At 47.4% G+C, this 15,928-nt stretch carries 28 protein-coding genes; all 28 read right to left on the bottom strand.

The features are described from left to right. Positions 1–10 precede the first annotated feature (10 nt). Entirely contained in the window at positions 11–388 is a 378-nt protein-coding gene (gene rpsM, locus IEV98_RS03035) for a 30S ribosomal protein S13 (protein WP_188504448.1), read from the bottom strand. Positions 389–405: 17 nt separating this feature from the next. After that, positions 406–522 (bottom strand): 50S ribosomal protein L36, encoded by a 117-nt coding sequence (gene rpmJ / locus IEV98_RS03040; RefSeq protein WP_038702005.1) that lies wholly within the window; start codon positions 520–522, stop codon positions 406–408. Between the two features lie 36 nt (positions 523–558). Beyond that, positions 559–777, bottom strand: coding sequence for a translation initiation factor IF-1 (gene infA / locus IEV98_RS03045; RefSeq protein ID WP_188504449.1), 219 nt, complete (start codon positions 775–777; stop codon positions 559–561). 72 nt (positions 778–849) lie between these two features. Next, complete coding sequence (gene map / locus IEV98_RS03050) at positions 850–1,635, bottom strand: type I methionyl aminopeptidase (protein ID WP_188504450.1); 786 nt, start codon at positions 1,633–1,635, stop codon at positions 850–852. Between the two features lie 20 nt (positions 1,636–1,655). Next, positions 1,656–2,993, bottom strand: coding sequence for a preprotein translocase subunit SecY (secY, locus tag IEV98_RS03055; protein WP_188504451.1), 1,338 nt, complete (start codon positions 2,991–2,993; stop codon positions 1,656–1,658). A gap of 3 nt (positions 2,994–2,996) precedes the next feature. Next, complete coding sequence (gene rplO, locus IEV98_RS03060; RefSeq protein WP_188504452.1) at positions 2,997–3,443, bottom strand: 50S ribosomal protein L15; 447 nt, start codon at positions 3,441–3,443, stop codon at positions 2,997–2,999. 63 nt (positions 3,444–3,506) lie between these two features. Beyond that, positions 3,507–3,686, bottom strand: coding sequence for a 50S ribosomal protein L30 (gene rpmD, locus IEV98_RS03065; protein WP_188504453.1), 180 nt, complete (start codon positions 3,684–3,686; stop codon positions 3,507–3,509). A gap of 5 nt (positions 3,687–3,691) precedes the next feature. Beyond that, complete coding sequence (rpsE, locus tag IEV98_RS03070) at positions 3,692–4,210, bottom strand: 30S ribosomal protein S5 (RefSeq protein WP_188504454.1); 519 nt, start codon at positions 4,208–4,210, stop codon at positions 3,692–3,694. Between the two features lie 12 nt (positions 4,211–4,222). Further along, a complete protein-coding gene (gene rplR / locus IEV98_RS03075) occupies positions 4,223–4,576 on the bottom strand; it encodes a 50S ribosomal protein L18 (protein WP_188504455.1) in 354 nt (117 codons plus the stop codon). 8 nt (positions 4,577–4,584) lie between these two features. Continuing rightward, entirely contained in the window at positions 4,585–5,142 is a 558-nt protein-coding gene (gene rplF / locus IEV98_RS03080; protein WP_188504456.1) for a 50S ribosomal protein L6, read from the bottom strand. Between the two features lie 18 nt (positions 5,143–5,160). After that, on the bottom strand, positions 5,161–5,559 hold the full coding sequence (gene rpsH / locus IEV98_RS03085; RefSeq protein ID WP_188504457.1) for a 30S ribosomal protein S8: 399 nt from the start codon (positions 5,557–5,559) through the stop codon (positions 5,161–5,163). Between the two features lie 117 nt (positions 5,560–5,676). Then, positions 5,677–5,946: a 30S ribosomal protein S14 gene (gene rpsN / locus IEV98_RS03090; protein WP_188504458.1), complete on the bottom strand. Its 270-nt coding sequence runs from the start codon at positions 5,944–5,946 to the stop codon at positions 5,677–5,679. Then, entirely contained in the window at positions 5,939–6,508 is a 570-nt protein-coding gene (gene rplE, locus IEV98_RS03095) for a 50S ribosomal protein L5 (protein ID WP_307726848.1), read from the bottom strand. The genes rpsN and rplE overlap by 8 nt, the downstream gene beginning before the upstream one ends. Next, positions 6,508–6,858, bottom strand: coding sequence for a 50S ribosomal protein L24 (rplX, locus tag IEV98_RS03100; protein WP_307726849.1), 351 nt, complete (start codon positions 6,856–6,858; stop codon positions 6,508–6,510). Before rplX ends, rplE begins: the two co-directional genes overlap by 1 nt. 2 nt (positions 6,859–6,860) lie before the next feature. After that, positions 6,861–7,229, bottom strand: coding sequence for a 50S ribosomal protein L14 (gene rplN, locus IEV98_RS03105; protein WP_073405786.1), 369 nt, complete (start codon positions 7,227–7,229; stop codon positions 6,861–6,863). Between the two features lies 1 nt (position 7,230). Further along, positions 7,231–7,485, bottom strand: a complete 255-nt coding sequence (gene rpsQ, locus IEV98_RS03110) for a 30S ribosomal protein S17 (protein ID WP_130143043.1) — start codon at positions 7,483–7,485, stop codon at positions 7,231–7,233. A 14-nt stretch (positions 7,486–7,499) separates the two neighbouring features. Beyond that, a complete protein-coding gene (gene rpmC, locus IEV98_RS03115) occupies positions 7,500–7,733 on the bottom strand; it encodes a 50S ribosomal protein L29 (RefSeq protein WP_188504459.1) in 234 nt (77 codons plus the stop codon). Positions 7,734–7,850: 117 nt separating this feature from the next. Next, positions 7,851–8,267, bottom strand: a complete 417-nt coding sequence (rplP, locus tag IEV98_RS03120; RefSeq protein ID WP_188504460.1) for a 50S ribosomal protein L16 — start codon at positions 8,265–8,267, stop codon at positions 7,851–7,853. Positions 8,268–8,332: 65 nt separating this feature from the next. Then, positions 8,333–9,187, bottom strand: a complete 855-nt coding sequence (gene rpsC / locus IEV98_RS03125; protein ID WP_188504461.1) for a 30S ribosomal protein S3 — start codon at positions 9,185–9,187, stop codon at positions 8,333–8,335. 11 nt (positions 9,188–9,198) lie between these two features. After that, positions 9,199–9,633 carry a 50S ribosomal protein L22 gene (gene rplV, locus IEV98_RS03130; protein ID WP_188504462.1) on the bottom strand — a complete coding sequence of 145 codons (435 nt, stop codon included), beginning with the start codon at positions 9,631–9,633 and terminating at the stop codon, positions 9,199–9,201. A 6-nt stretch (positions 9,634–9,639) separates the two neighbouring features. Then, complete coding sequence (gene rpsS, locus IEV98_RS03135; protein ID WP_013665004.1) at positions 9,640–9,906, bottom strand: 30S ribosomal protein S19; 267 nt, start codon at positions 9,904–9,906, stop codon at positions 9,640–9,642. After that, positions 9,906–10,730 carry a 50S ribosomal protein L2 gene (gene rplB, locus IEV98_RS03140; protein WP_188504463.1) on the bottom strand — a complete coding sequence of 275 codons (825 nt, stop codon included), beginning with the start codon at positions 10,728–10,730 and terminating at the stop codon, positions 9,906–9,908. Before rplB ends, rpsS begins: the two co-directional genes overlap by 1 nt. Positions 10,731–10,736: 6 nt before the next feature. Continuing rightward, entirely contained in the window at positions 10,737–11,027 is a 291-nt protein-coding gene (gene rplW, locus IEV98_RS03145) for a 50S ribosomal protein L23 (RefSeq protein WP_188504464.1), read from the bottom strand. Position 11,028: 1 nt separating this feature from the next. Next, a complete protein-coding gene (gene rplD, locus IEV98_RS03150) occupies positions 11,029–11,658 on the bottom strand; it encodes a 50S ribosomal protein L4 (protein ID WP_188504465.1) in 630 nt (209 codons plus the stop codon). A 4-nt stretch (positions 11,659–11,662) separates the two neighbouring features. Further along, complete coding sequence (rplC, locus tag IEV98_RS03155) at positions 11,663–12,280, bottom strand: 50S ribosomal protein L3 (protein ID WP_188504466.1); 618 nt, start codon at positions 12,278–12,280, stop codon at positions 11,663–11,665. 353 nt (positions 12,281–12,633) lie between these two features. Further along, positions 12,634–13,899 carry a glycoside hydrolase family 88 protein gene (locus tag IEV98_RS03160; RefSeq protein WP_229738541.1) on the bottom strand — a complete coding sequence of 422 codons (1,266 nt, stop codon included), beginning with the start codon at positions 13,897–13,899 and terminating at the stop codon, positions 12,634–12,636. A 101-nt stretch (positions 13,900–14,000) separates the two neighbouring features. Next, entirely contained in the window at positions 14,001–14,993 is a 993-nt protein-coding gene (gene iolG, locus IEV98_RS03165) for an inositol 2-dehydrogenase (protein ID WP_188504467.1), read from the bottom strand. A gap of 25 nt (positions 14,994–15,018) precedes the next feature. Continuing rightward, a complete protein-coding gene (locus IEV98_RS03170; protein WP_188504468.1) occupies positions 15,019–15,924 on the bottom strand; it encodes a TIM barrel protein in 906 nt (301 codons plus the stop codon). Positions 15,925–15,928 lie beyond the last annotated feature (4 nt).

The following is a 15,928-nucleotide window of genomic DNA, read 5'->3' on the forward strand; positions in this document are numbered from 1 at the left end:
TTCTCAATTATTATTTAGTAGCTTTTTTCTTGTTCGCGACAGTCTTTCGCTTCCCCTTGCGCGTACGCGAATTATTCTTCGTGCGTTGGCCACGAACGGGCAAATGCTTACGATGGCGAAGACCCCGGTAACAGCCAATATCCATCAAGCGTTTGATATTCAATTGAACTTCCGAACGAAGCGCTCCCTCTACCTTAATCTCGTCATTGATGACGCCGCGAATGGCCGCCAACTGGTCGTCATCCCATTCTTGCACCTTTACATCGTAATCAATGCCGGCTTTATCCAAAATGCGCTGCGCCGTAGAACGACCGATTCCGTAGATGTATGTGAGGCCTATTTCTCCCCTTTTGTTTTTAGGTAAATCTATACCTGCGATCCTTGCCATATATTAATGAATGATTTTTATCCCTGACGTTGTTTGTACTTCGGGTTTTTCTTATTGATTACAAATACTTTACCTTTCCGACGGATAATCTTGCAATCCGCACTGCGCTTCTTGATGGATGCTCTGACTTTCATGATCTTATGTTACTAACTGAGCAGTCTATTTCCGCTCTATTTATATCGATACGTTATTCTTCCCTTTGTCAAATCATAAGGAGACATCTCCAACTTAACCCGATCTCCGGGCAAAATCTTGATGTAATGCATCCTCATCTTACCCGAAATATGGGCGACAATCTCGTGCCCGTTCTCCAACTCCACACGAAACATGGCATTGGAAAGCGCTTCTTTAATGACTCCGTCTTGCTCAATTGACGATTGTTTAGCCATATAGTCTTGATTATTATCTAATTATACCCCCGCACAAACAGGGTTGCAAAGATAAGTAAAAAAAACTGAATGTCAATTCTTTTTACCCAAAACTTCTTCAACATATGCAAAAGTCGTCAGCACATCGGGCGAACCTTTGTGGATTGCGACCATATGCTCGTAATGCGCCGATGGCTTGCTATCCGCCGTACTCACTGTCCAGCCATCGTCCCAAAATTTAACTTGGGCTTTACCCATATTAATCATAGGCTCAATACAGATGACCAACCCTTCCTCCAACTTGGATCCCGTACCTCGTTTGCCGTAATTTGGCACCTCTGGCTTCTCATGCAGCTTATATCCTACACCATGTCCCACCAACTCACGGACGATACCATAGCTGTACTTCTCAACATGGTCCTGCACGGCAAAGGCAATATCGCCCACCCGCTTACCGGCAACGGCTTGAGCTATACCCAAATTCAGTGATTCCAACGTTACATCGAGGAGTTGCTTCACGTCGTCAGACACATTGCCCACGGCAAACGTATAAGCAGAATCACTGATGTATTTATCCAATTCCACACCCCCATCAACCGATACGATATCACCATCCCGAAGTTCGTAGTCGCTCGGGATACCGTGCACCACCTGATCGTTTACCGAAATACACAATGAATTGGGGAAACCGTTGTAATTAAGAAATGCCGGACGCCCTCCGTGATCGTGGATGTAATCGTACGCTAACTTATCTAAGGACAACGTGGTGACACCGGGTCTGATTTCCCGAGCTATTTCACCAAGCAACTGCGAAAGTACGTTGGCCGACTTTCGCAGTTGTTCGATATCTTCCGCTGACTTGTAATATACTTTAGACATGCCAAAGGCTAAGAGTTACGCTAAATGACTGATTGGGTAGGACCACCCGACGCAACCGGAGCACGCCCCCGAATACGACCGGTTTTCATCAATCCATCATAGTGGCGCATCAGCAAATGACTTTCAATCTGTTGTAAGGTATCCAATACCACACCCACCAAAATAAGCAGGGAAGTACCGCCATAGAAATGAGCAAATTGATTGTTCACACCAAAAAGACTTGCAATTGCAGGAAATATAGCGACAATCGCCAAGAAAAATGCTCCTGGAAGGGTGATTTTAGAAATCACACTGTCGATATAATGATTAGTGGCGTGCCCTGGCTTTATACCCGGAATAAACCCGCCGTTCTTCTTCATGTCTTCAGACATCTGTTGCGGATTGACCATAATCGCCGTATAGAAGAAGGTGAATGCGATAATCAAAATCGCAAACGTCACATTATAAGCAACTGATGTATAATTGCTCAACGAGGTCAGGAATGACGACTGCAGGTCAGGAAAAAACTGACTAAGGCTCATTGGCACAAACATAATAGCCTGTGCAAAGATAATGGGCATTACCCCAGCTGCATTTACCTTTAACGGTATATACTGCCTCACACCGCCATATTGTTTATTTCCCACAATCTTCTTGGCATACTGAACAGGTATCTTCCGCACGCCCTGTACAATGAGGATCGTAAAAATCACCACAAAAAACAGCGCAATAAACTCCAACAGCAATGGAATGGGCCCACCACCACCAGTACTCATTCTGGAAAACCATTCGGCAGTAATACCGCTTGGCAATTGCGCGATGATACCGACCATGATAATCAGCGATATACCGTTACCAATACCTTTGTCTGTAATTTTCTCGCCCAGCCACATGACAAACAGCGTTCCCGCAGTCAGAACAAAAGCCGATAAAATCGTGAACATCGGATCAGCAATCATCTTGGCTCCTCCGTCTATCTGCGTACGAACATACGCCACAGACTGCACCAGTGTAATCGCTAACGTAAGATAACGCGTAATCTGCGTCATCTTTTTGCGGCCGCTTTCCCCTTCTTTCTGCAGTTTCTGGAAATAGGGCACGGCAATTCCAAGCAGTTGGACAACGATGGATGCCGAAATATAGGGCATCACCCCCAGAGCAAATATTGCCGAGCGAGAGAAAGACCCGCCGGCAAACATATCAAGCAACCCGAGCAACCCCTCTTTGGCTTCGTGTTGAAGCGCGGCAGGATTAACTCCGGGTAGCACAATATGGCACCCAACGCGATAGATCAAAAGAAATAAAAGCGTATTCAAGATACGCGTTCTTAGATCATCGATCTTCCAAATATTGGTTAAGGTTGTGATTAGCTTCTTCATGTATTAGAGTTTTACAATCGAGCCCCCTGCTGCTTCAATCGCTTTCTGTGCTGTGGCTGAAAATGCATGCGCTTTTACTTCAATCTTGGATGTCAACTCACCTCTACCCAAAATCTTCACCAAATCATTCTTGGATGCTAATCCATGTGACTTCAACGTATCGAGGTCCACAGCAGATAGCTTGAATTCCTCTACCAATCGCTGCAATACATCCAGGTTGACGCCAACGTACTCGATACGGTTCGGGTTTTTGAAACCAAATTTAGGCACTCGGCGCTGCAAAGGCATCTGCCCACCTTCAAAACCGATTTTTCTGCTATGGCCTGAACGAGATTGCGCCCCCTTGTGCCCGCGAGTGGACGTACCACCGCGCCCAGAACCCGTTCCACGACCTATACGCTTCTTGCTCTTTACTGATCCTGCTGCTGGTTTTAGATTACTTAAGTTCATCTTTGAAACTGATATTATGCTGTACCTTCGCTTTCACTATACAGGTACAACGATTAAACGTATTTATACTTGTTCTATTGCCACAAGGTGGTTCACCTTGCGCACCATGCCGATAATCGATGGAGTTGCTTCCACTTCAACGGTATGGTTGATCTTGCGTAACCCCAATGCTTGGATGGTCCGCTTTTGGCGTTCACTCCGATCGATGACGCTTTTAATCTGGGTAATTCTGATCTTTGCCATGATAGTTATCCGTTAAATACCTTGTTCAAATCCACGCCCCGTTGTTGGGCTACGGTATAAGCATCGCGCATTTTCAGCAACGCATCAATGGTTGCTTTTACCACATTGTGTGGATTGGATGATCCCAATGACTTGGCCAATACATCGGTTACGCCGGCGCTCTCCAATACAGCACGCATCGCACCGCCAGCCAATACTCCCGTACCGTGAACCGCTGGCTTGATTAAGACATTACCACCTGAATATTTACCACGTTGTTCGTGGGGTACCGTACCTTTGATGATTGGCACCTTAATCAGGTTCTTCTTCGCGTCGTCAATGCCTTTGGTGATGGCCTCGGTTACTTCCTTGGCCTTACCAAGGCCATACCCTACAACACCATGCTCATCGCCCACGACCACAATGGCTGAAAAACTGAATGTACGACCACCCTTCGTTACCTTGGCCACGCGCTGGATGCTCACCAAGCGATCCTTTAATTCGATTTCGCTTGACTTTACTCTTTTTATATTGCTTAATGACATGTTCTCGATTAATTAAAAATCCAAACCAGCTTCCCGCGCACCTTCGGCAAGCGATTTCACGCGGCCGTGGTACAAATACCCATTACGGTCAAAAACTACCTTACTAATTCCAGCTGCTAATGCTTTTTCGGCAATCAGTTTTCCTACGGCTTTAGACTGTTCTACTTTATTGCCTGATGCCGAAAAATCTTTACTTATGGACGAAGCCGATACCAAGGTGGTTCCGGCATTGTCATCGATCACCTGTGCATAGATGCCTTTATTGCTCCTGTATACCGACAAGCGCGGGCGCTCGGAAGATCCAGAAAGATGCTTTCTTATCCCCTTTTTTATCCGCTCCCTACGCGATACTTTATTTCCTGCCATGACGATTATTATTTTTTAGCCGCTGATTTACCTGCTTTTCTGCGCAATTGCTCACCAGCAAATTTGATACCTTTTCCTTTGTATGGCTCCGGTGCCCGCAATGAACGGATCTTTGCCGCAACCTGTCCCAATAATTGCTTGTCGATAGACTCCAATGTAATGGTTGGGTTCTTTCCTTTCTCCGCCGTGGTAGATACCTTCACCTCCTTAGGAAGGATAAGCACCACCTGATGCGAAAATCCCAGTGTAAGATCGAGGGTACTTCCTTGTGCGCTGGCGCGGTAACCAACACCTACCAATTCTTGCGTGGTCTTATAGCCTTCTGTAACACCAACGACCATATTGTACAATAGTGAACGATACAGGCCATGAAGCGCCTTATGTCTTTTCTGCTCTGTAGGCCTTTTCACCAATAACTGACCTTCCTCTTGGGCCACGGCGATATCTTGATCCACTTGCTGTGTTAATTCACCTTTCGGCCCTTTGACCGTTACCAGGTTTTTATCCGATACGGTAATTGTCACCCCAGCGGGTATGGCAATAGGGGCTTTTCCAATTCTTGACATTTCGTATGCTCCTCCTGATTAATATACGTAACATAAAACTTCACCGCCAACGTTTTGAAGGCGAGCCTCCTTGTCCGTCATCACTCCTTTCGACGTCGAAAGGATGGCGATTCCTAAACCATTCAACACACGTGGCATACTATCCACCCCTGCATATTTCCTCAGGCCAGGCTTGCTCACGCGCTTCAAGGTACGAATGGCCGAAATTTTACTTACCGGATGATACTTCAGGGCAATCTTAATGTTGCCTTGCACGCCGTCATCGTCAAACTTGTAATTGGTAATGTAACCTTTATCAAAGAGTACTTTGGTAATCTCCTTTTTGAGGTTCGATGCAGGAATCTCAACAACCCTGTGGTTGGCCTTAATGGCATTCCTTACTCGAGTAAGGTAATCCGCTATTGGATCTGTATTCATTTATGATATTCATTGTGATAATGGTTTCCGCAAGCCACCCTGGCGTCGGACCTACTATCGGTTAAAATTCTAATTCGCTCGTCGAGCAGTTCGTTTCGGTGAAACAAACGCCATGTATTACCAGGACGCCTTCTTTATCCCCGGTATCTTCCCGGCCAATGCCATTTCGCGGAAAGTCACCCGTGAAATGCCAAACTGGCGCATATAGCCTTTAGGACGCCCGGTTAACTTGCACCGGTTGTGTAAACGAACGGGCGATGCGTTCTTCGGCAATTTATCAAGTGCCTCGTAATCACCCGCTGCTTTTAAGGCAGCGCGTTTCTCAGCATACTTCGCTACCAACTTGGCGCGTTTTATCTCGCGTGCTTTAATTCCTTCTTTAGCCATTACTTGTCGTATTTTGATTTTTGAATGGTAACCCAAATTGCTTCAACAATTCCAATGCTTCCACATCTGTCTTTGCTGAGGTCACAAAGGTAATATCCATACCTTGGATTTTATTGATTTTATCGATATCAATTTCAGGAAAAATAATCTGTTCGGTGATACCTAGCGTATAGTTGCCTCTTCCGTCAAAACCTTTGTCATTGATACCGCGGAAATCACGGATACGGGGAAGGGCCACAGCTATCAGGCGGTCCAAAAACTCATACATCTTGCTGTCGCGAAGGGTCACTCGCACACCGACTGGCATTCCCTTACGGAGTTTGAAGTTGGATATATCCTTTTTTGACTTGGTCGCAACGGCTTTTTGACCGGTAATCATCGTCATCTCGCCGATAGCGTTGTCAATAAGTTTTTTATCCGCTGTGGCTGCGCCGACGCCTTGGCTTACGGAGATTTTTTCCAACCGAGGCACCTGCATGACACTTTTATATTGAAACTTTTCTTTCAGCGTTGTACGGATTTCCTCCTTATACTTCGCTTTCAATCTTGGAATGTAAGTCATTAGTCGATCTCCTCCCCTGATTTTTTTGCTATACGTACAATTTTCTTTTTGCCGTCCACTTCTTTCACTTTCCGTCCTACACGGGTTGGTTTACCCGATTTAGGGTCGATGAGTGTAAGGTTGGAGATATGAATCGCGGCTTCCTGCTCAATAATTCCACCATTGGGATTAGCCGCACTCGGCTTAGTATGCTTTTTGACGATATTAACGCCTTCAACAATAGCCCTGTTCTCAGCTATAATAACCTGTAGCACTTTACCTTGCGCTCCCTTAGAATTGCCGGAAATGACTTTCACCAAATCTCCCGTCCGGATCTTAATCTTATGTGTCGATGTCTTTGTCTGTCCCATAATTACAATACCTCCGGTGCTAATGATACGATTTTCATGAACTGCTTTTCACGCAATTCCCGCGCAACTGGTCCGAAGATACGTGTTCCGCGCGGCTCATCCTGATTGTTCAATAATACGGCGGCATTGTCGTCAAAGCGGATATAGGATCCATCCTTGCGGCGGATTTCTTTCTTCGTCCTTACAACCACTGCTTTGGAAACCGTTCCTTTCTTTACGTTTCCAGATGGCAATGCACTTTTCACGGTAACAACGATCTTATCGCCAATCGATGCATAACGCTTGCCGGTACCACCCAATACACGGATAACTAATACTTCTTTAGCCCCGCTATTGTCGGCTACATTGAGTCTTGATTCCTGCTGTACCATGTTACTTAGCCCTTTCTAAAATTTCTACTAATCGCCAATTCTTGGTCTTGCTCAGCGGACGAGTTTCCATAATCAACACCGTATCGCCGATACCGCAGGTGTTTTCTTCGTCATGAGCCTTGAATTTGGTAGTTTTCTTCACGAACTTACCATAAATCGGATGCTTCACTTTACGCTCCACAGCCACTACGATGGATTTGTCCATCTTGTTGCTTACTACCAAGCCGATCCTTGTTTTTCTTAAATTTCTTTCCATTTTCGACTTTTGATTTATGCCTCAGCGGCTGTTTCGGCGGCTTCCTCAGCCGCCCTTTCGGCGTTCTTGCGTTTCGTCAACTCGGTCATCAGGCGCGCAACGGTTTTGCGCGTATACTTGATGCGATTTGGATTCTCTATCGCTGAAACAGCATGTGCAAACTTCAATTTGGTGAGGGCAGCCTTCTCTTCAGCGATTTGGGCCACTAAGTCCTCTGTTGATAATTCTACGATTTCTGAATTTTTCATTTTCTATTACTATTATACTGGATACCCCCATCAGCGTACTTCCACGGTTAAAACCCCATGGCGGCTTGCCGGTAACGGCGGCAAGACCAATGGCAGGCAGCGCCAGCGTGTTTATGCTTATACGTAGTCCCTACGTATCACAAACTTCGTTTGTACCGGCAGCTTTTGTGCAGCAAGACGCAACGCTTCCTTGGCAACCTCCAAGGGAACCCCCTCAGCTTCGAAAAGCATCCGCCCCGGACGCACAACGGCTACCCAGTATTCAGGCGCACCCTTACCTTTACCCATCCGTACCTCCGCAGGCTTTTTTGTCACGGGTTTATCCGGAAAAACACGGATCCACACCTGCCCCTCACGTTTCATAAAACGGGTTACTGCAATACGTGCCGCTTCAATCTGACGGCTGGTTATCCATGCCGGTTCCATTGATTTGATGCCAAAGGAGCCAAAGGCCAACTCCGACCCGCGGGTGGCGTTGCCTTTCATACGGCCTTTTTGCATCTTCCTGAACTTTGTTCTTTTTGGCTGTAACATGTTCGTATCTTATTAAATTCCCTACCTAATGGGATTAATCGTTAATGCTTGTTTATTTATTGCTACTATCTCCCACCACGGTTGCCGCCGCCGCGATTTCCGCCGCCACCGCCACTACGGTGCTGTCCGCCGTGCCCGCCACCGCGACGCTGGTCACCACCCCCGCGACGATCATTACCTCTGCGTTCACCACCGCCGCCTCTACGGTTATCACCGCGGAAGTCGCCAGCACCGCCCTCAGTCCTTGGTTTCGCACCGGATGTTTGACCTCCAACGTTCGGAGACAGGTCACGCTTTCCGTAAACTTCGCCTTTGCATATCCATACTTTTACACCGATTTTCCCGTAGGTGGTCAAAGCTTCCACCAACGCATAATCGATATCCGCACGGAATGTGTGCAATGGTATCCTACCCTCTTTGTATTGTTCGGTCCGGGCCATTTCGGCACCGCCCAATCGGCCTGAACACATGATTTTGATGCCTTCTGCTCCCATCCGCATGGTAGATGCAATCGAAGTCTTCATTGCCCTGCGGAAAGAGATGCGTGCCTCAAGTTGCTTAGCAACCCCCTCTGCAACCAAATGAGCTTCTAATTCAGGCCGTTTGATCTCGAAAATATTAATCTGAACGTCTTTCTTCGTCAGCTTTTTTAACTCCTCTTTGATCTTGTCAACCTCTTGCCCACCTTTACCGATAACAATACCAGGCCGTGCGGTATGGATAGTTACCGTAATGCGCTTCAATGTACGCTCGATGACTACCTTGGCCACACCACCTTTGGCAATACGAACCGATAGGTATTTCCGGATTTTCTCGTCCTCTACTAATTTATCGGAATAGTTCTTGCCTCCGAACCAATTGGAATCCCAACCTTTGATGATTCCTAATCTGTTACCTATTGGATTTGCTTTTTGTCCCATTACTTGATAAATTAGTTTTGTGCTACGTTGTTCTTGCTGTCTACCACCAAAGTAACGTGGTTTGAGCGTTTACGGATACGGTATCCGCGGCCTTGTGGTGCCGGGCGCAATCTTTTCAGTTGGCGGCCCCCGCCTACGGATATTTCCTTGACGAACAATTCACTTTCTTCCACGGACTTATCTTCATTCTTCGCTTCCCAGTTCTTAATCGCTGATAGCAATAGCTTCTCCACACGGATAGCCACTTCTTTGTTGGTGTGCTTCAGGATGTACAGGGCGTGTTCTACTTTCTCACCACGGATAAGATCCACCACCAAGCGCATCTTACGCGGCGAGGTGGGGCAATTCAATAATTTGGCAGTAGAAGCTCCTCCTACCTGAGCTTTCTCCTGCTCTTTGCGCTGCTTGATTATAACAGACTTCTTTAGTTTTCGTGTTGCTTCCATTGCCTATTATTTTTTCTTTTCTGCGTGGCCCCTGAAGGTGCGCGTCGGCGCAAATTCACCAAGCTTATGACCAACCATATTTTCCGTTACATACACCGGAATGAACTTATTGCCGTTGTGCACTGCAAACGTATGGCCAACAAAATCAGGCGAAATCATGGATCTGCGAGACCAAGTCTTGACGACTGATTTTTTGTTTGTTTCATTCATAGAAAGAACTTTTCTTTCTAAGTTGTGGTCGATATAAGGACCTTTTTTAATTGAACGAGCCACTATTTCTTCCTTTTCTCAATGATGTAACGATTCGATGCTTTCTTTTTACTACGGGTCTTGTAGCCTTTCGCCAATAGCCCCTTGCGTGAGCGTGGGTGCCCGCCTGAAGCACGGCCCTCACCACCACCCATAGGGTGATCCACAGGGTTCATGGCTACACCACGAACACGTGGCCGACGGCCTAACCAGCGTTTTCTTCCCGCCTTGCCCAATCGTTCTGTGGCCTTCTCCGCATTGGATACCGACCCGATAGTGGCTAAACAGGTAGCCAATATCATGCGGCTCTCGCCCGATGGCAATTTGATAATGGCATATTTGCCATCACGTGCCGAAAGTTGAGCGTAGGTACCCGCGCTGCGCGCTATCGAACCTCCCTGGCCAGGATTCAACTCAATGTTGTGAATAATCGAGCCCAATGGGATGTTCTGCAATGGCAACGTATTGCCGATTTCAGGGGCCACCTTATCACCTGATACAATCGTCTGTCCTACCTTCAATCCTGTTGGCGCGATGATGTAGCGTTTTTCGCCATCTACATAATGCAAAAGCGCAATACGCGCTGTGCGGTTGGGATCGTATTCTATCGTGGCGACTTTCGCGGGGACGTCTTTTTTATCGCGTTTGAAATCAATCAATCGGTAGGCTTTCTTATGCCCCCCACCGAGGTAACGCATAGTCATTTTACCGGAATCGTTCCTTCCACCCGACTTCTTGATCTTCACGACCAACGACTTCTCAGGAACGTTGGTGGTGACGTCAGAATAGTCTCCTCCTATTCTGAATCGAGTGCCAGGGGTAACCGGTTTGAATCTTTTAACTGCCATCTCTTATTATATAGTACTGTAAAAGTCAATAGTCTCGCCATCTTTAATTGTGATGATGGCTTTCTTGTACTTAGGGGTCCTTCCAGATACAAACCCAGCTTTAGTATAGCGATTTTTCGCCTTGCCAGCCACCACGATGGTATTCACTGCCAAAACGGTTACACCAAACATTTGCTCTACAGCTTGCTTAATCTGTATCTTGTTTGCCTTAGGGTCTACCTTGAAAGCGTAGCGGTTCAGCTTTTCAGTAAGCAACGACGCTTTCTCCGTCAGTATGGGTTTCTTGATAATTTCCATGTTACTTGGCAAATGCCTCCTCCAATGTTTTAACGGAAGCTGTGGTTAACAAAAGCTTGCCCGCGTTCAATACGTCATACGTATTCAACTCACTTGCGGTGATGACCTTTGCTTTCTTCAAATTCCTGCTTGATAAATAAACGTTGTCGTTTTGAGCGGGCAGCACCAACAGCGTTTTCTCGTTCGCTATATTCAGGCTGTTTACCAAGCTCATGTAGTTTTTGGTCTTGATGGATTCGAAGTTTACTTCATCCAACACAACGATATTATTCTCCTTGGCTTTGTAGCTCAGCGCAGACTTACGAGCCAGTGATTTCAGCTTTCTGTTCAATTTAAAGCTATAGTCACGGGGCTGCGGGCCGAAAATACGGCCACCACCATTGAACAATGGCGACTTGATACTCCCTGCGCGGGCACCACCTGTTCCTTTTTGTTTATGTAATTTACGGGTCGAACCGGCTATCTCGTTGCGTTGCTTGGATTTGTGCGTTCCCTGGCGTTGATTAGCCAGATATTGCTTCACATCCAAATAAATCGCATGGTCATTGGGTTCTACACCGAATATCGATTCAGGAAGTTGCACCTTGGCACCTGTTTCTTTACCTGATATATTTAAAACGTTAACTTCCATCTCCTTATTTATCTACGATTACGTAAGAACCTTTGGCTCCAGGGATGGAACCGCTTACCACGATCAGGTTTTGCTCTTCGTAAACCTTCAGCACCTGCAAGTTCTGAACTTTCACGCGATCACCTCCTGTTCTACCCGCCATACGCGTACCTTTGAACACGCGCGAAGGCCAAGATGAAGCTCCCAATGAACCGGGCGCCCGCAAACGGTTATGCTGTCCGTGAGTAGCCCCACCGACACCGCCGAAACCGTGGCGCTTCATTACCCCTTGAAAACCTTTTCCTTTTGAAGTGCCGACTACATCAATGTATTCGCCTTCTTCAAAAATGGTAACCGTCACCAAATCACCGAGTTGCTTTTCGTCGGGGAAGGTTTTAAATTCTACCAATTTACGCTTGGGCGTGGTCTTCGCCTTGGCGAAGTGCCCCTTTAAAGGTGCCGATGTGTTCTTCTCCTTTGCTTCATCGAAAGCGAGTTGAACAGCGGAATAGCCATCCTTTTCTTCCGTGCGTATCTGCGTTACCACGCACGGGCCAGCTTCAATTACGGTACACGGAATATTCTTCCCGTCCGCATCGAAAATGCTGGTCATTCCTACTTTTTTTCCAATAATTCCTGACATGTTTTTATTAATCTATTAACGTCCATCGAAGCAGTAGGGCTTCGTTCAAGACATACCATCCCCTCAAAAGGGACGGCAAAGATAGGAAACTTACAGTAAGTATCAAATACTTAGTAAATTATTTTTTTATTTTCCGGTTAGGCTACTTTCTACCCACTCTCTTTAGGTTTGAAATTCTTTCGAGATTCCTTCGACATCCTAACACAGTACATGCAGGGTTAGTCCACCGTCAGTCCACGTTTTGCCGCATTAGTCGTGCTTTCAATATGGCCAGGCCGTGGCCAGACCGTGCGAATACATCGAGGCAATGTCGAGCAAGTGTCGAAGACATCTCAATGCGTTGTCGGAGCAGCTTATCTGCCAGCAACATCTTCAAACAACAGCTTACCCTCCAACAGTCTCCGGTACCTCATCAACGCTTCGATGTAATAGTAATCGGCGTAGGTAAGCGGCACATCGATTTCGCTACCATGGGGTATTGAACCCACGCTATGCCGCAGAATGAAGCCGCCATTGCTGCCGATTTCTGCTTTATAAGCGGACGATGAAAGACTTTGTAATATCCGTTCGGCCGTGGCCAAATAAGTAGCACCGTCATCATCCTCGGTGTGGGTACTCAGTTCAATCAGTGCCGAGGCCAGTATCGAGGCCGTCGAAGCGTCGCGGTATGTTTTATATGCGTGCGCATAAGGGCTGCCGGCGGGCAAATCAGGTGCATCGAAATCCCAATAAGGCACGAAGTCTTCTGGCAGGTTGGGGTGATTGAGGATGAACGAGGCAATATGCTTCGCAAAATCAAGGTAGGTCTTGTCTCCCGTTTCACGGTACATCATTACATAGCCGTATAGCCCCCACGCCTGCCCACGTGCCCATGCAGATTCATCAAAAGCACCTTGTGCGGTCTTTTTGCCGACAATGCTTCCATCCACGGGATTATAATCTATCACATGGTACGAGCTATAGTCGGAGCGATAGTGGTTGACTATGGTGGTGTTTGCATGGATTACGGCGATATCGCGGTACTTCGGGTCACCGCCCAGTTTGGATGCTTGAGTAAGGAACTCCAAATTCATCATATTATCAATAATGACTGGATACGTCCAACCCTCCCAAGAGCGGATGGCTTTGACCGTAGGGCTGTACCTGCTGATCAATGATTCGGCCCCGGTGAGCAGTATGTCTTTATAGGCCGCTGTGTCACCGGTAAGCCTAAGCGCATTACCAAAGCTACAATAGAGCATAAAGCCGAGATCGTGCGTACCTTTATTATACTTTTCCTTTTCGAGAATCTCCAACTTCGCTTTCGCCAATTGGAGCAGCTGTTCATCTTCCGAGTATTCATAAAGGTACAGCAACAGGCCGGGATAGAAACCTGATGTCCACCAACCGGTGTTAGAAAACACGCTGGTATCAGCCTGGAAGGTCCGGGGCATCTGGTCGGTCGGCACACTGTCTGCCAAAACCCTAACCTGAGAAATGGCGTCATCGAGCTGCCTATTAATAAACTCAGCGCTGAGCTGGAGCTTCTCCTGTTGTGGTGCGGATTGATTTTGGCATGCCAAAACAGTCGTCATCACACCCGCGAGAACAAATACAAAACGTTTCCGAAAAAAAATCATGATCATGGGTTTATCATATCCACATTGGTTAACCGCTCAAAAATATACATTCGGAAAGAAAAGTGCAAACGTTTACGCCAAATGGGTTGAGATGAGGAAACCTAGCTGGCCACGGCTTCCACCCTTACCGGTACGTTTTCACTAAAAGATCGTTGTGCAGCCACTGCAATCATCGCTGCTTTCAACCCATCTGTCCCTCCCACCGGAACGCGCTGCTTCGCCTGCACGGCTTGGATGAAGGCCCGCATTTCGGTGAGGTATGAACCCGTATACCGTTCCATAAAAAAGTGTAGCGGCAGTGCAGATTCCACGCCGTCTTCGTGGTAGTATACATGGCTATCGGGTTTGTTATTTTCGACGTTGGCCATCCCTTTGGAACCGAAAACTTCTACCCGCTGGTCGTATCCGTATACCGCCTTCCGGCTATTGTCGATCACCGCGATAGAATCATCTTCAAATTTAAGCGTAACCACCGCCGTGTCAATGTCGCCGGCCTCTGCAACCGCCCCTCCGGTTAAAACTGATGCGGTAGCGTACACCTCCTTCACTTCTTTGCCCATTACATACCGGGCCATGTCAAAATCATGAATTGTCATGTCCAAAAAAAGTCCGCCCGAACGCATCAGGTAATCTACAGACGGGGGTGCAGGATCACGACTGGTAATCTTCACCAATTGCACGTCGCCGATTTTTCCTGCATCAACCAATGCTTTCAATTTCATAAAGTTCGCATCGAACCGCCGGTTGAAACCCAACATCAGTTGTATGTTGTGTCGATGAACGACCCGGAGGGTCTCACGTATCCGTGCCAACGATAAATCCAAAGGTTTCTCACAAAACACATGCTTGCCTGCCCGTGCGCATTGTTCAACGTATTGAGCATGTGTATCGGTAGGCGAACAGATCACCACCGCATCGATAGCCGGATGGCCGATCAATTCATCCACCTCCCCCTGCTGCACGTCACTCGGCAACTCGTTCTTGTTGACATCGGAAACCATAACGATCTCCGCTTCCGGCAGCTGCTGACGGATGTGGTTGTAGTGTATCCTGCCTATCCTTCCGAGGCCGATGATCCCGATTTTCAATTGCATAACGTTTGTTTTAATAGCTATGATCTTACAATCCCAATTGACTTAAATAAACCCTATTGTTGTGCGCACATGTTTTTGGTGTACCCATACCGGGCAAGACGTCCTGTTCCACCACAACCCATCCACGGTAACGCTCCATACCCAACGTGTTTAACACGCTCTCAAAGTCGACATTTCCCTTACCCAGTTCGCAAAACACCCCTTGCTTCACCGATTCAAAATAATCCCATCCCTTCGTACGAGAAAGTTGCCCGATGTGGGGATCATAATCTTTGAAGTGCATGTGCCAGATCCGACTGCCGTATTTTTTTACAGCCGCTACTGGTTCTCCACCGCCAAAGGCATAATGTCCGGTATCAAAGCAAAGTCCAAGCAGTTGTGGATCGGTTAAGGTCATCAACGAATCGAGCTCCTCGGGTGTCTCTACATAGCCGGCACAATGATGATGGAACACCGTACGCATTCCGTATTCGTCTTTTACCGCCCGTGCTACCCGCATAGCACCGTCGGCAACGCGGTCCCATTGTGCTGTATCCAAACCCATATCCGCACGAACACGCCCCGCTTGGGAAGTCCGCTCCGGCACGGTACCGTTGTCATCAGCCAATACGACAAAGGCATCCGGATAGCCCGCCTGTGCCATCAGTCCAGCCACGCGCAATGCGTCTTCCACGCCACGCTTATGTGCGGCCTCTTTCACCAATGGAACGGGCACGAAAGCCCCGATAAGATCCAGCTGGAATCGACTGACGACATCCCGCAACGCGATAGGGTCTGTAGGCATAAAACCCCAATCGCCGAGTTCCGTACCAACGTAGCCCGTTTCACCGATCTCACGCAATACCTGCAAATGATCGGGTGCAGCAGCTCCCAATTCGAATTCCAACGCTCCCCAAGAGCATGGTGCATTTGCAACCTTTATTCCTTCCATATCG

Origin of the sequence: Parapedobacter pyrenivorans (assembly GCF_014636865.1) — a bacterium.
GTDB lineage: Bacteria > Bacteroidota > Bacteroidia > Sphingobacteriales > Sphingobacteriaceae > Parapedobacter > Parapedobacter pyrenivorans.